This is a genomic window from Qipengyuania aquimaris (assembly GCF_009827445.1).
Lineage (GTDB): Bacteria > Pseudomonadota > Alphaproteobacteria > Sphingomonadales > Sphingomonadaceae > Qipengyuania > Qipengyuania aquimaris.
In genome coordinates this window covers 1,780,082-1,793,851 of the sequence record NZ_WTYI01000001.1, presented here as the reverse complement: position 1 = coordinate 1,793,851, position 13,770 = coordinate 1,780,082, and the positions used below count along the sequence as shown (strand labels likewise).

Annotated in this window: 13 protein-coding genes and 1 tRNA gene; 10 read left to right on the top strand and 4 right to left on the bottom strand. The window is 61.5% G+C overall.

Translation table 11 applies throughout. The features are described from left to right. Nucleotides 1-4: 4 nt before the first annotated feature. On the top strand, nt 5-1,027 hold the full coding sequence (hemH, locus tag GRI34_RS08735) for a ferrochelatase (protein WP_160595594.1): 1,023 nt from the start codon (nt 5-7) through the stop codon (nt 1,025-1,027). A 48-nt stretch (nt 1,028-1,075) separates the two neighbouring features. Further along, nucleotides 1,076-2,476, top strand: a complete 1,401-nt coding sequence (locus GRI34_RS08730; protein WP_160595593.1) for a cytochrome P450 — start codon at nt 1,076-1,078, stop codon at nt 2,474-2,476. A 78-nt stretch (nt 2,477-2,554) separates the two neighbouring features. Here GRI34_RS08730 and GRI34_RS08725 read toward each other — a convergent pair whose 3' ends face one another. Next, complete coding sequence (locus GRI34_RS08725) at nt 2,555-2,713, bottom strand: DUF1674 domain-containing protein (RefSeq protein WP_160595592.1); 159 nt, start codon at nt 2,711-2,713, stop codon at nt 2,555-2,557. Between the two features lie 56 nt (nt 2,714-2,769). On the opposite strand from GRI34_RS08725, the gene GRI34_RS08720 reads away from it, so the two are divergent. Further along, on the top strand, nt 2,770-4,017 hold the full coding sequence (locus tag GRI34_RS08720; protein ID WP_160595591.1) for an RsmB/NOP family class I SAM-dependent RNA methyltransferase: 1,248 nt from the start codon (nt 2,770-2,772) through the stop codon (nt 4,015-4,017). 38 nt (nt 4,018-4,055) lie between these two features. Here GRI34_RS08720 and GRI34_RS08715 read toward each other — a convergent pair whose 3' ends face one another. Next, the gene (locus GRI34_RS08715) at nt 4,056-4,952 is read right to left on the bottom strand and encodes a hypothetical protein (protein ID WP_160595590.1); all 897 of its coding nucleotides are present in this window, start codon (nt 4,950-4,952) and stop codon (nt 4,056-4,058) included. Nucleotides 4,953-5,264: 312 nt separating this feature from the next. Beyond that, on the bottom strand, nt 5,265-5,804 hold the full coding sequence (msrA, locus tag GRI34_RS08710; protein ID WP_160595589.1) for a peptide-methionine (S)-S-oxide reductase MsrA: 540 nt from the start codon (nt 5,802-5,804) through the stop codon (nt 5,265-5,267). A gap of 101 nt (nt 5,805-5,905) precedes the next feature. Between msrA and GRI34_RS08705 the strand changes: the two genes are divergently transcribed. From GRI34_RS08705 to folK, 4 genes are read left to right on the top strand one after another with little or no spacing between them, the layout of a single operon-like run. Then, nucleotides 5,906-6,742 carry a class I SAM-dependent methyltransferase gene (locus GRI34_RS08705; protein ID WP_234028187.1) on the top strand — a complete coding sequence of 279 codons (837 nt, stop codon included), beginning with the start codon at nt 5,906-5,908 and terminating at the stop codon, nt 6,740-6,742. A gap of 10 nt (nt 6,743-6,752) precedes the next feature. Further along, a complete protein-coding gene (gene aguB, locus GRI34_RS08700) occupies nt 6,753-7,628 on the top strand; it encodes an N-carbamoylputrescine amidase (RefSeq protein WP_160595588.1) in 876 nt (291 codons plus the stop codon). Nucleotides 7,629-7,630: 2 nt separating this feature from the next. Further along, nucleotides 7,631-8,053, top strand: a complete 423-nt coding sequence (locus GRI34_RS08695; protein WP_160595587.1) for a hypothetical protein — start codon at nt 7,631-7,633, stop codon at nt 8,051-8,053. A 1-nt stretch (nt 8,054) separates the two neighbouring features. After that, nucleotides 8,055-8,537 carry a 2-amino-4-hydroxy-6-hydroxymethyldihydropteridine diphosphokinase gene (gene folK, locus GRI34_RS08690; RefSeq protein ID WP_325065205.1) on the top strand — a complete coding sequence of 161 codons (483 nt, stop codon included), beginning with the start codon at nt 8,055-8,057 and terminating at the stop codon, nt 8,535-8,537. Here folK and GRI34_RS08685 read toward each other — a convergent pair. After that, entirely contained in the window at nt 8,494-9,075 is a 582-nt protein-coding gene (locus tag GRI34_RS08685; RefSeq protein ID WP_160595585.1) for an LbetaH domain-containing protein, read from the bottom strand. The two genes, folK and GRI34_RS08685, sit on opposite strands and share 44 nt — an antisense overlap. Nucleotides 9,076-9,189: 114 nt before the next feature. On the opposite strand from GRI34_RS08685, the gene GRI34_RS08680 reads away from it, so the two are divergent. From GRI34_RS08680 to GRI34_RS08670, 3 genes are all read left to right on the top strand, one after another. Then, nucleotides 9,190-9,265: transfer RNA gene (locus GRI34_RS08680), tRNA-Lys, on the top strand. Nucleotides 9,266-9,428: 163 nt separating this feature from the next. Then, on the top strand, nt 9,429-10,607 hold the full coding sequence (locus GRI34_RS08675; protein ID WP_160595584.1) for a TetR/AcrR family transcriptional regulator: 1,179 nt from the start codon (nt 9,429-9,431) through the stop codon (nt 10,605-10,607). 195 nt (nt 10,608-10,802) lie between these two features. Further along, complete coding sequence (locus tag GRI34_RS08670; RefSeq protein ID WP_160595583.1) at nt 10,803-13,766, top strand: TonB-dependent receptor domain-containing protein; 2,964 nt, start codon at nt 10,803-10,805, stop codon at nt 13,764-13,766. The last annotated feature ends 4 nt before the right edge of the window (nt 13,767-13,770 follow it).

The following is a 13,770-nucleotide window of genomic DNA, read 5'->3' as shown; positions in this document are numbered from 1 at the left end:
CGATTTGACCTGGCAGGATCAGAAACTCCCCGGTGACCATCCACCCGTGAAATCGGGCAAGGTTGGCGTGCTGGTGGTCAATCTCGGCACTCCAGATGCGCCGGAAAAGGGGCCGGTGAAGCGCTATCTTGCCGAATTCCTGTCGGACCGCCGCGTGGTGGAGATCCCCGCGATTGCCTGGCAGCCGATCCTGCGCGGCATCATCCTCAACACGCGCCCCAAGAAGAGCGCGCATGCCTATTCGCAGGTCTGGACCGAAGAAGGCTCACCGCTTGCGGTAATTACCCGCAAGCAGGCCGAAGCGATGCAGGCGCGGCTGGGCGATGGCGTGATCGTCGACTGGGCCATGCGCTACGGCACGCCGTCGATCCCCGAGCGGATGCAGGCGCTGATGGACCAAGGTTGCGAACGCATCCTGCTGGCTCCGCTCTACCCGCAATACAGCGGCGCGACGACTGCGACGGTTGTGGACAAGGCTGCGGACAAGCTGCGGGAAATGCGTTGGCAGGCGAGCTTGCGGACCCTGCCGCCCTATCACGACGACCCGGCCTATATCGATGCGCTGGCGGCGGATCTGACCCGCCAGCTGGGCGCGCTCGATTTCGAGCCCGAAGTCCTGTTGCTCAGCTTTCACGGCATGCCGCAGCGCACGCTGGAGTTGGGCGATCCCTATCATTGCCACTGCCACAAGACCTCGCGGCTGTTGCAGGAAAAGCTCGCCGGGACGGGACTGCGCTTTCGCACGACGTTCCAGTCGCGATTCGGTCCGGCCAAGTGGCTTGAGCCCGCCACCGACACGGTTCTGGAAGAAGAAGCGAAGGCCGGAACCAAGCGCCTTGCAATCGCGGCACCCGGTTTTTCGGCCGATTGCCTCGAGACGCTGGAAGAGCTCGCGATCCAGGGCAAGGAGCAGTTTACCGGGGCGGGAGGTGAGCAGTTTGCCGCCCTTTCCTGCCTCAACGCGTCGGATGCCGGCCTCGACATGCTCGAACATATCTTGCGCAGGGAATTGTCGGGCTGGATTTAGGCTGCGCGATTACTTACAAGGAGGTAAGTAGTCAGGAGCAACCTAATTATGGCCACCCTCGCACCGCATCAACCGGCTGAAATCGCACCCACTCACTGGACCGAAGGCAATCCTTCGCCCGACGAACTGGCGCATATCCCGGGCGAGGGCGGCTGGCCGGTCGTCGGCAACACTTTCAAGATGCTGGCCGATCCGCACGGCTTCACGCGCCGCGCGGTGGAGAAGTACGGCCGGGTCTACAAGAACAAGGCATTCGGCGGCTGGAATATCGCGCTGATCGGGGCCGATGCGAACGAGCTGGTGCTGTTCGATCGCCAGAAGCTGTTCAGCAGCGAACAGGGCTGGGGGCCGATCCTCGACCAGCTTTTCCCGCGCGGGCTGATGCTGATGGATTTCGACCATCACCGCGTCGACCGCCGCGCGCTTTCCATCGCGTTCAAGCCCGGTCCGATGCGCCACTATTCCGGCAGCCTCAACCGCGGCATCGCCAAGCGCATGGATGAATGGGGCGCAGGCAATCTCCAGTTCTATCCGGCGATCAAGGAACTGACCCTCGACCTCGCTGCAGACAGCTTCATCGGCATCCCTTGGGGCCCGGAAGCCGACCGCATCAACGAGGCCTTCGTCTACATGGTGCAGGCCAGCGTTGCGCCGGTGCGAAAGCCCTTGCCGTTCACCCTGATGCGCAAGGGCGTGAAGGGCCGCGAATTCCTGGTCGATTATTTCACCAAGGAAACCCACCGCCGCCGCGCGGAAGGCGGGGGGCAGGACATGTTCAGCCAGTTCGCCACGGCGGAATATGAAGACGGCTCGCTCATGCCGGTGGACGAAGTAGTCGACCACATGAACTTCTTGATGATGGCCGCGCACGACACGATCACCTCCAGCGCGACCTCGCTGGTGTGGTTGCTGGCGAAGAATCCCGAATGGCAGGAAAAGCTGCGGCAGGAGATCGCGAGCGTCACCGGCGGCCTCGACGCCTCGGGCAAGCCGCGCGATCTTGCTTACGAGGATCTCGGCAAGCTAGAACTCACCGAAATGGCGTTCAAGGAAGCGCTGCGCATGGTGCCGCCGGTGCCCTCGACCCCGCGGCGCGCGCTGCGCTCGTTCGAATATGGCGGATACCGAATCCCGGCGGGCGCGCATGTCGGGATCAATGCCCACTTCGTCCACCACGAGGAAGAGCACTGGGAAACGCCGCACGAATTCAACCCGATGCACTTCACGCCCGAGGCGGTGAAGGCGCGTCACAAATACGCCTGGATCCCCTTCGGCGGCGGTGCGCACATGTGCCTGGGCCTGCACTTTGCCTATATGCAGGTGAAGGTGCTGATGGCGCAGATGCTGCCGCGCTACCGGATCGAACTGGCTGGCGGCGATCCCGATTGGCAGGCCTGGCCGATTCCCAAGCCCAAGGACGGGCTGAAGGTGGTTCTGAAGAAAATTTGAGGAAGAAGGCGCGGAGTGTGACCGGGCCGGCGGAGGCCCGGCAAGGGCAACCGCCCGCCCGCAGCGGGCGCGCAAAAATCAGAAATCTATCGCGATGCCGTCCTTGACCCAGTCGCCATAGCGCGTGGGACTGAGGTCCTCGTCGTCCTTGCCTTTCTCGGGCTTGGGCGGCGGTTCGCTGCTCCAGTGTTCGGGCTTCTCGAATTTCTCGGGCCGCTTGGTCGCGCGTTTGGTCATGCATATGAAATGCGCAGGCTGGCGCACGGTTTCAAGAGCGGGTAGGCGCTTCGCCCATGGCACAGCCCCCCGGAATTCACGCGCGCAAGGCCGCGCTTCGCCTGCTCGATGCAATCATGCGCCGCGGCGAGACGCTCGACACCGCCTTCGGTGCGGCCACGAAGGACGTGCGCAAGTTCGAGGACAAGGCCCTTGCGCGCGCCATCGCGAGCGAGGTTCTGCGCTGGATGGTCGATCTCGACGCCGCGATCGACAGCGCGACGAAGATCAACCTGCCAGGCGATGCCAAGGCGCGCATGGTGCTGCGCATGATGCTGGCCCAGTGGCTCCGGCTGGAGACGCCGCCGCATGCGGTGCTGGCGACCGGCTTGCCGCTGCTGGCCGGTGGGCCGCGCCGCCTGGCGCACGGCGTATTCTCGACGCTGACGAAACAGGAATTGACGCTGCCCGACGCCCCGACGCTGCCGGCCGATGTGGCGGATCGATGGGGAGAGCGGGCCGGGCCGATCGCCAGCGGCCTCGCCGAACCGCCTCCGCTCGACCTGACGCTAAAGGATGCGGGCGAGACCGAGATCTTCAAGGCGAAGCTTGCCTCCGACAGCCTGATGCCGGGGCACTTGCGCCTGCCGCGCGGCGAGAATGTCGAAAAGCTGGCGGGCTTCGGCACGAAGGACGGCGGCGGCGCATGGTGGGTGCAGGACCTTGCCGCTTCCCTGCCTGCGCGCCTGCTGGGTAAGGGCGAGGGCCACCACGTGCTCGACCTGTGCGCTGCGCCCGGCGGCAAGACCCTGCAACTTGCCGCGCAGGGCTGGAAGGTCACGGCGCTCGATATTTCGAAGCGCCGCCTCGAGCTGCTGAAACAGAATCTGAAGCGCACCGGACTGGAGGCCGGAACCGTGCGCGCCGACGCGCTGGCGTGGGAGCCGAAGCACCAGTTCGACGCGATCCTGCTCGATGCGCCCTGCACCGCGACAGGCACCTGCCGCCGACACCCCGACGTGCTCCACCGCATCGGCCAGCGCCAGATCGAGGAAATGGCCGAGCTTCAGTCCGCACTACTGGAGCGCGCCCAAGGCTGGCTGAAGCCGGGAGGCACGCTGGTCTACGCCGTCTGCTCGCTGGAGGAAGAGGAAGGCGAAGCGCAGGCCGAACGCGTGACTTTGCAACCGCACCCGATCACGCAGGACGAACTGCCCGAGGGCCTGTCACCCACTTCCGCAGGCTGGCTGCGCACCGATCCCGGAATGCTGCCCGACCACGGCGGCCTCGACGGCTTCTTCATCGCCCGCTGGCGGGCGGGCTAGTTATCTGGACGTACCCGCAAACAATACTGTGCCGAGACTTAAACGACCCACACGCAAGTCATCCGAATTGTTTCCGGCCAAGCTAAGTAAATGCAATTCATCGTGGCGATGCAGGCCAGAACAAAGAGGGCAACCGCGGGAATCTTGTCGAGCCAAAGGTGGTATCTCTTCGCTGTGTTGTCGATCGCGTTCCTGAATGTGTGCAGGCTGCTCTCCAATAGCTCAATCTGAAGCTGAATTTCGGGAAGATGAGAAGAATAATCCGAAGCTTTCCGAAGAGCTTCACGTTGCTGGTCCGCGTAAGTCTGCCGGGCCATACCAGATGCTGTTGCCCAGCGATGCTCAACGTCATGAACCCATTCGCTTACTTTTTGCAAAGCGAACTGGTAGTCGGTTTTCAGCATCGGTTCGGGACTGGAGAGACTTTCCTTGAGGGCGTCGAACTCGTCACGATTGAAATTGCCCATCTCACTCGAAACCATTGAAATCCAATGATCTATCGCTGAGCCTTCGGCTTCGACGCCACGCTTCATGACCTCGGCATAAAGTTCGGCCTCGGCGGCGCTGGACTCAATTGGTTCGAGATTTTTCTGCAGGTCGCTTAGTACAGAGGTGATATTATCCCAGTAGGCATTAGCTCGCTCTGCGGCGATGCTGTTTTGGTACGAGACGATGCTTAGCGATCGCCTGAAAGACACAAAGTAGAAAGCTGCGACAAGCATGAGCATCAAAGCAAAGCCTGCTTGGGGATAAGGGATGGCAACGCCGAATATTCGAGCATTCTCGTCCCAATTAGGTGCCGCTGCTACGAAGAATGCTAGCGCTGACCAGCTAAGGGATGCGCGTTTTGCTCGGCGAAAGTCTTCGCTGAAATTGATGAACTTTGCCTCAGGGTCGGGCGGATTTGGAACATCTGACTTTTCTTGCTTGGTCATGATGCAATGCTGCACAGTGCAGCCAAGGCGTCAATTTAGCGCTTTACGATATCCCCTGCGGGATTTGGTGATGAAACAGGTCTCAATTTCGGAGAAGACACTGCACCAAGGCTTTCCTACGAACCGAACTTAATGAGATTAACGGCGATATTCTGCTCCGACATCAAAATTCATCAAATTCGATAGCCAGTGGGTCACTTGCACCATCCTCGTATCCGCCTTTTCCTCCCCCAGGACCGTGTTCCACCCGTTCCACTCTGTAGGGCAGGCAGGGGTCAATCCTACCTGCGTCCTACAGCGGGAATGCGGTGCTCAGGCTTCGGGCTTGAGGTACTTCTGGAAGCTCTTCCTCAGCTTCATCAGCTTGGGCGGGATGACCGCGAGACAGTAGGGATTGCGCTGGCCTTCGCCGTCCCAGTACTCCTGGTGGTAGTCTTCTGCCGGGTACCAATCGCCCGTCTCGATCGTGGTCACCGCGCTCTGGCCAGCGTGGTCCTCGTTCCAGCGCTGGATGGCGGCTTCGGCCTCTGCGCGCTGGTCGTCGCCCAAGGGGAAGATGGCGCTGCGGTACTGGGTGCCGATGTCGCCGCCCTGACGGTTGAGCTGGGTCGGGTCGTGCGTGCCGAGGAAGACGTCGTAGAGATCGCCGAGCGCGAGCTGTTCGTCGTCAAAGGTCACGCGCACGCCTTCGGCATGGCCGGTCGTGCCGGTGCAGACCTCCTTGTAGGTGGGGTTCGGCTTGTCGCCGCCGATGTATCCGCTCTCGACCTCGCTCACGCCGATAACGTCCTTCATCACCGCTTCGGTGCACCAGAAGCATCCGCCTGCGACAATCGCCTGTTGCTGCGCCATGTAGTCATTCTCCTTGTTGGAGTGCGAGATAGGAAGCCTCTCCCCGCTTGTCATCCAGTGCGTGTGCAGGCAGGAGGCGCGGGACAGTTTCAAGGAGAGACATGATGCGTACACTGCTTGCCGCCGCTGCCGCCGCTACCACTCTGGCCATCGCAGCGCCTGCCCTTGCCGACGACCATGCCGCAGATGCCAAGCTGGAGGCCGTGCTGGCCGACGACCTGCGCGATGGTGACCGGGCCCGCGACCAGTACCGCAATCCTGCCGAAACGCTCGCCTTCTTCCAGGTGGAACCCGATATGACCGTGGTGGAATGGGGGCCGGGGGGCGGCTGGTACACCCGCGTTCTTGCGCCTTATCTCATGGGCAGCGGAACCTATGTCGCGCTCAACGGCGACAGCGACGAACGTAGCTATCCCAATCGTGCCGCCGAAGCCCGTTCCAAGGGCTGGACGGAGCGTTTCAAGGAAAGCATGGCCGAAGCGATGGAGGTCGAGACCGACGACGTGAAGGCATTCGAGATCGACGAGGTCCCCGAGGACATGGAAGGCACTGCCGATCGTGTCATGATCGTGCGATCGCTGCATGGCCTTTGGAACGGCAACGATGCCGACACCGTACTCAAGGGCGTCTACGACATCCTCAAGGATGATGGGATGGTGGGCGTTGTCCAGCACCGTGCGCCTGCGGACGCGGCCTATTCGACCGTGAACCCGGCGCGCGGTTACATGCGCGAAGCCGATGTCATCAAGCTGTTCGAACTGCACGGGTTCGAGCTTGCAGCGAAATCCGAGATCAACGCCAATCCCAAGGATCCGGCAAACTGGGAAGGCGGTGTGTGGACGCTTCCCCCGACGCTTCGTTACGGCGACCAAGACCGTGCCAGGTACGAAGCTATCGGTGAAAGCGACCGCATGACGCTGCTGTTCCGCAAGCGCTGAGCCGCGCCGAATGAGGGAACTGACCGTCGCAGTCCTGCAACTCGCTCTCGCCCGCAAGGAGGAGAGCGACAACATTGCTGCCGTGGCCGCGCTGGTCGAAGAGGCGGCTGGCAAGGGCGCCCAGGTGATCCTGCCGCCCGAGCTGTTTGCCGGCGAATACTTCTGCCGCGAAGAGGAAGAGGCGCTGTTCGCCCGCGCTCGACCTACTGCAGAACATCCTTCTGTCCTTGCGATGCAGGAACTGGCGGCGAAGTTGAAGGTGGCGATCCCGACCAGCTATTTCGAGCGCGACGGGCATCACTACTACAACACCCTGGCAATGATCGGACCCGATGGCGCCATCATGGGGACCTATCGCAAGAGCCATATCCCTGATGGCCCGGGCTACGAGGAAAAGTACTACTTCCGGCCCGGGAACGACGGGTTCAAGGTTTGGGACGTGCCCTGCACTGGCGGTTCTGCCCGGATCGGCGTCGGCATTTGCTGGGACCAGTGGTACCCGGAATGCGCCCGCGTCATGGCACTCAAAGGTGCCGAGGTCCTCCTGTACCCAACCGCGATCGGATCGGAACCTTACGACGCCGATCTCGACACCAGCCGCATGTGGCGAAGGGCGATGATCGGCCATGCCGTGTCGAACTGCATGCCTGTCGCTGCGGCGAACCGGATCGGTCACGAAGGGCCCGACGACCGCCAACAAAGCTTTTACGGACACAGCTTCATCAGCGACGAATGGGGCGACCTGCTGGAGCAATTTGGCCGCGATGAGGATGGTATCCTGGTCGCCAGGCTGGATCTCGACAGGGCGGCAACGCACAGGGCTGGGATGGGCTTCTTCCGCGATCGCAGGCCGCAGCTCTATTCACGGATTTGCGAGGATATCTGACTTTGGGCGATGGGGGCATCGACCAGGGGCAGCTTGACCGCTTGTTCACCTCGGCGCTCGAAGCGGCGGTGGCCCGGATCGAGAAGGACGGCCATTTCTTTCCCCTGGTTTTCGAATTGCGCGCCAATGGCATTATTCACAATCTAGCAGTGTTGGATTTGGCGCCCATCAACGGAAGCGAAGGGGTGCGCGAACGACTGGCAGAACTGCTCCGACCCCGCGCTGAAAGCGGGAAAATCCACGCGGTTGCCATCGTGTTGCACCGCCCCTCCGAGAAGGCCTTCTGCGTGCAGATGCGTGCGTCCAACTACAGCCGCGACATAGAGGTGCCGTTCAGCATCGGTGTCGAGGGCCTGATCAGGCGTCGTCGGCGGGTTACGCTGGGTGACTTTACCGCCGAACAAGCGACAAATGCGATCTTCTGAGGTGAAGAGCCGAAAGCAGCGCTATCTCATCGCCCTCGGATCGAACATGCGCGTGCCGGGAATTGGCGGGCCAAGGCGTGTCCTGGCGAAGGTCGCATCAGAGCTCGAACGGTCCGGCCTTGTGGTCGAAAGCTTCTCGCCCGTCATGCGCAGCCGTCCGATAGGACCTTCACAGCGCGAATATGCGAATGGCGCAGCCATCGTCATTTCGGACAAGGCACCCCGGGAGATGCTTGCCTTGCTCAAGGGGATAGAGGGCAATTTCGGGCGGCGCACCAGCGGCTCACCGTGGCGTCGCAGGCAGTTGGATCTCGACATCATCCTGTGGAGCGGGGGAAGGTGGTCCACCCCGGACCTCGCGATTCCGCATCCGCTTTTCCGCGAACGCAGCTTCGTGCTGCAGCCAGCAGCGGCGATCGCACCCGGCTGGCGTGATCCGCTTACCGGCCTGACGTTGCGCCAGCTTGCGGCGCGCGGGTCTTAAATGCTGTGGCAGGGTTTCCAGAATAGACGGTCCACGGCTCGGCGTCGGTAAACAAGACAGCCCTGGCGGCGAGCACCGATCCTTCGGCCATGGACACCCGCGGCCCTACGAAAGCCTCGGCTGCGATCCAGCAGGATGACCCGATTTCGATGGGGGCAAGGACCAGCTGGAAGTGCGGGTCTTCAATATCGTGCGTCCCGGCGCAAAGGTGTGCCCGCTGCGAAATGATCGCGCCGTCGCCGATTGTGATCCTGCCCTGGTTGTAGATGATTGCCTCCGGACCGATCAGGACCGACGAACCGCATTGCAGATTTCCCGGCCACCAGATTCGCGCGCTGGCATGGACGCGGCAATTCGGACCCAGCCTTGCCCCGAAGCACTTCAAAAGGAATGCGCGCCAGCCATGCAGCGGTGGCGGTGTCCAGCGTGCAAGCAGCAGCCAGCAGAGCGACCATAATGCACGCAGGACGCGCGAGCCGAGTGGAAAGGATGGACCTCCGTCACGGCTTCGAGCGGTTCGGGCGTCGAGGGGTTCCAAGCTGCTTTCGTTCCATTTGCTTGCCGTCTAGGGGCGAATCTTACGCTTGAGTTGATGACAGGTGAAACCATGCTTGACCACCCGCGATAGCATGCCTAGGTGGCCCTCGTGGTCGGGCCGTTAGCTCAGTCGGTAGAGCAACTGACTTTTAATCAGTAGGTCGCTGGTTCGAACCCAGCACGGCTCACCACCTTCTCCAATCTCGCGACCCTTTCGCCTGCTTCGATGATGGGGCGCTCCTTTTCGCCTATGCTGTCATCGCGAGGGTTCGAGCACGCGCCTCGAAGGTGGGGCTTGAGCCGGACTGTATCCATGGGCTTTGCCTTCCGGCCACGCGTACCTAAAAGACCCTGATGAAACGATCGCGGATCTTGCAGGCTGGGGCAGAAGCGCTCGCTGTTGGCGGGGTCGCCGATCTCGACCTCAACCAGATTGCCGCAACGGTCGGGCTCAAGCCATCGAGCCTGAGGTATTACTTCAAGAACCGCGAAGCACTGGCCGAGGCGATATACCTGGAACGGCTGGAGGAAGTCGGCGAGGGATTCGACCGGGTTCGCGACAGCCGATCCCTCGAAGAAGCCGTCGAAACCCTTTGCCGGATAGAAATCGACCACAGGGCACAGGAAACCGAGGGCTACTCGAGCCGGAAGCCGCAGTTCGGGGAGGTCCGGACACTCAGCAAGGAGCGGCGCTCACGTGTGGGAGCGCGGTTCGAGCAGGTGATGGTCCAGGCAAACGAGCTGTTTGCCAGGCATAATGTCCAAATTCCCGACGCGATGCGCTTTCTCCCGGCTCAGATATTGCTGGAGAACCTGTTCTGGATCCCCGCGTGGATCGATCACTTCAGCGATTGGGAATTTCCGAAGGTGGCAAGCGATCTCGCGCGTGTGCTGTGTGGCGGGATCGCGCAGGACGGCGCTACCTTCGAATGGGATATGATGGCTGGTGAGGGATCTGACCTCGCATCGGAGAACGGAAGGGTCGATGGTTTTCTGCGGACGGCGACCCAGCTCGTCTGTGAACGGGGTTATCGGGGCACTTCGATCGACGAGATCGCGGCAAGGCTCGGCCTGACCAAGGGCAGTTTCTACCATCACAATTCGGAGAAGATCGCGCTGGTCCAGCAATGCTTTGAAGAAAGCTACGAGCGGGTCAGTCAGCTGCAGCGCGAAGCCAGTGAGCGGTTTTGCGACCCGCTCGACCGGATTGCGACTGTCCTGGGTTCGATCATTTCCATCCAGATGCGCCAGGAAATGCCGATCATCCGGTCCTCGGCATTGCCGGGCCTGCCGCGCGACCTTCGAATGTCCATCATTGGCAGGGCCGCACCGTTGGACAGGTGGTTCGTGGCCGAGCTGGTCGCGGCGCACAGGCGTGGACAGGCGACGGACGTAGATCCCTTCATTGCCGCCCAATTTGTGTCGGTCAGCGCGAATGCTGCCTATGACCTTGCGCGCTTGTATCGCTGCGAGCCAAGCGAGCGAAACATCGGCCTCGTCATGGAGCACCTCTTCAGGGGTTTCGCAATTTAGGTACGGTGGTGGTTTGGCAACGCCTGCTTTCGACCCAGCTTATAGGCGATAAATTCTGCTTGTTTTTTGATTTTCCCACCCGCAGTATGCTGGTGCCGGGGAGAGGCAAATAACAGAAATCGGTTCGATCGGCGAGAGGACGCCTGTCGATCCCTCGCTCTCCCTTGCGTGGTCAATTTTGCCCGGGGAGAGAATATGAGAAATCGACTGAATGCGACGATCGGCCGGACCGCACTTTGCGTCGGGCTGCTTGCATGTCCTGGCGTCGCCTTCGCTCAGGCCGAAGCGGAGCAGGCAGGCGCTGAAGAGCCAGCAACGAATACGATCGTCGTCACGGGCTCCCTTATCCGCGGCACTCCCGAAGATGCAGCGCTGCCGGTCGATGTTTTCACTGCCGACGATCTCCGCAAGCAGGGCGTCGACAGCCCGCTCGAGTTCATCAAGGATCTCCCGTCGGTAGGCGCCGTTCTCGGCGACTCCAACCAATTCAGCACCGATGCGCAGGGCTTCCAGGGCGTCGGTTCGATCAACCTTCGCGGACTTGGTGCGACGCGCACGCTGGTGCTCATGAATGGCAAGCGTACTATCCTGACGCCGGGTGCAGGCTTCGTTGATACGCAGCTTATTCCTCTCTTCGCGCTCGAACGCGTGGAAATCCTGAAGGACGGTGCCGGTTCGACCTATGGTTCTGACGCCATCGCCGGGGTGGCCAACTTCATCACGCGCAGCAGGTTCACAGGCGTCGAGCTACAGGGCGACTACAATTTCGTAGATGGCTCGGACGGCAATTACAGCATGAGCGCCCTCGCCGGCTTCGAGCTCGGCGACGCCAATCTCGTCGTTGGCGCCGGCTGGCAGCATCGCTCGGAACTTGCCACCACCGCACGCGATTACATCAACGTCGGCTACGCCACTAACCCGTCGGCTTACTCCGCGCTTTCGACACCCGGCCTGGTTGCGGTATCCTATTTCGACACCGCTACGGGTGATGTCGATACGCAAGTGCGGCCTGACCGGGGATGTAACGATCTTGGCGGGTTCCAGGACGGCGCTCTCTGCCGCTTCACCTATGTCCCGTATGACAACCTTGTCGAGGACGAAGATCGCTATCAGGTCTTTGCCCAGTTCACGGCACCGCTGAGCGACACGGTCACTTTCCAGACCGATGCTCTGTGGGCGAAAAGCGATCTTGAATCGCTCAATTATTCGCCAGCCTTTCCTCCTACTCAGGGCCCGAACGGCTCGGGGTTCCAGTCGGCGTTCACCACCTCGCCGTCCAACCCCGGAGTTTCGGCATTTCTCGATCAGGTCGGTCTCCCACAATCCTCTCCGACCAATCCGATCGTGAGAGTGACGAACGTGCTGTTCCGCCCGTTCGGGTACCTGGGTAACCCGCTCGATCCCGATCGCGGCGCAGGCACTGGCGGCGCAAAGAACGAAGCGTGGCGCATCACCGGGGGCTTCGATTTCGAGCTCGGCAACGACTTGGTCTTCGAGATCGACGGGACGTTCTGGGAATCCAAACGCGAGGCATTCGCGCCCGGAATTATCGGTTCGCGCCTCCAAGCCGCCCTAAATGGCTTCGGCGGGGCGGACTGCACGGGTACCACACCAGGCTCGAATGGCTGCGAATACTTCAATCCATTTGTGAATGCCGGTCCCAGCAATCCGGCGCTGGACATCAGCAACCCGTTCTATGTACCCGGCGCTGAAAACTCCGAAGATCTGGTCCGTTGGTTGCAAGTGCGCAACGGCACGGTCGAAGAGGAAGTGCAGGTCGTGTTCGATGCCGTCCTTTCCGGCCCAACCGGTGTCGAGCTGGGCGGCGGACCGCTGGCCTTCGCAGTGGGCGCTCAATATCGCAAGAACGACTACCGCACCGACCCGATCAACGACGAGTCCAATCTCGACATCAATCCCTGCTTCATCGAAGGCGACCAGAGCTGCGTGGGGACGACGACCGAAGGGGTTGGTCCCTTCATCTTCCTCGGCGGCTTCCGTCCGGCGAGGCTTTCGCAGGATGTCTACGCGCTCTTCGCGGAGGTCAACGCTCCGGTCACGGATCGCCTCGAGCTGACAGGCGCAATCCGCTTCGAGGATTACGGCAGCCCCATCGGTTCGACGATCAATCCCAAGGGTTCGATCCGTTTCGAGGCGACCGACTGGCTGACCCTGCGTGGTTCAATCGGTACGACATTCCGTGGACCGCTGGCGATCAACGTTGCTCCGAACTCGGTTACCCAGCTCCAAGGCTTCACCGCAGCGGGCGGCAACTACAAGTCGCTTGACGTGTTCGGAAATCCGACGGACCTGGGCCCAGAAACGGCACTGACCTACAATGCGGGCGTGATTTTCAACGTACCGCTCGGTGAGGCAAGCCTGACCTTCAGCGCCGACTATTGGGCGATCAACCTGAAGGACCGCATCACAACCACGCCGGGTGACGCCATCGCCAGCCTGGTGGCCAATGGCCAGACCACCGGCAACGATCCGGTCGACTGCTCCAGCCCGCTCGCCGGCCTGATCACCTTCAGTAACAATGAATGTATCCAGGGCACGACCACCGGTCTCGACATCAGCCGTGTACGGACGGACTTCGTGAACGGTCCGGACGTCGATATCTCTGGTCTCGATTTCGCCCTGAATGTCGATGTGCCGTTCGGCGAAGCGATGTTCTCCTTCGGGGGCAACGCGGTCTACAACCTTGGCTACGAATTCGACGACTTCGAAGTCCAGGGCATCGTGGTGCAGGAGTCCTATGACGCGGTCGGCTTCGGAAATTACTTCCGCGACCCGAACACCGTGCCCGAATGGCGCGCCAACGGATATGCGAACCTCAATTGGGACATGCTCAACGTTCGCTACTCCGTGACCCATATCGACGGGGTGTTCGACGACCGTTGCATCAACCGCGATCCCTGCTTCCAGACTTCGCAGGGGCCGACCGATTTCGGCATCGAAAGCGGCTCTTATACGCAGCATGATATTGCGGTGACCCTCCAGCTCGATCTGGCGGGTGCCGAGGTCGAACTGCAAGGTGCTATCGAGAACTTCACCGATGCGGAGCCTGCTGAAGCGCAGCTGCCGCTCGGCTACAATCCGTTCATCGGTAACGCGATCGGTCGCAACTACAGGATCGGGCTCCGTACCCGCTTCTGAGCCG

Bases quoted from the DNA above. Each gene is read 5' to 3' on its own strand.
- GRI34_RS08730 (WP_160595593.1), top strand. From the start codon at position 1,076: ATGGCCACCCTCGCACCGCATCAACCGGCTGAAATCGCACCCACTCAC.
- GRI34_RS08725 (WP_160595592.1), bottom strand. From the start codon at position 2,713: ATGACCAAACGCGCGACCAAGCGGCCCGAGAAATTCGAGAAGCCCGAA.
- GRI34_RS08720 (WP_160595591.1), top strand. From the start codon at position 2,770: ATGGCACAGCCCCCCGGAATTCACGCGCGCAAGGCCGCGCTTCGCCTG.
- GRI34_RS08715 (WP_160595590.1), bottom strand. From the start codon at position 4,952: ATGACCAAGCAAGAAAAGTCAGATGTTCCAAATCCGCCCGACCCTGAG.
- msrA (WP_160595589.1), bottom strand. From the start codon at position 5,804: ATGGCGCAGCAACAGGCGATTGTCGCAGGCGGATGCTTCTGGTGCACC.
- GRI34_RS08705 (WP_234028187.1), top strand. From the start codon at position 5,906: ATGATGCGTACACTGCTTGCCGCCGCTGCCGCCGCTACCACTCTGGCC.
- aguB (WP_160595588.1), top strand. From the start codon at position 6,753: ATGAGGGAACTGACCGTCGCAGTCCTGCAACTCGCTCTCGCCCGCAAG.
- GRI34_RS08675 (WP_160595584.1), top strand. From the start codon at position 9,429: ATGAAACGATCGCGGATCTTGCAGGCTGGGGCAGAAGCGCTCGCTGTT.
- GRI34_RS08670 (WP_160595583.1), top strand. From the start codon at position 10,803: ATGAGAAATCGACTGAATGCGACGATCGGCCGGACCGCACTTTGCGTC.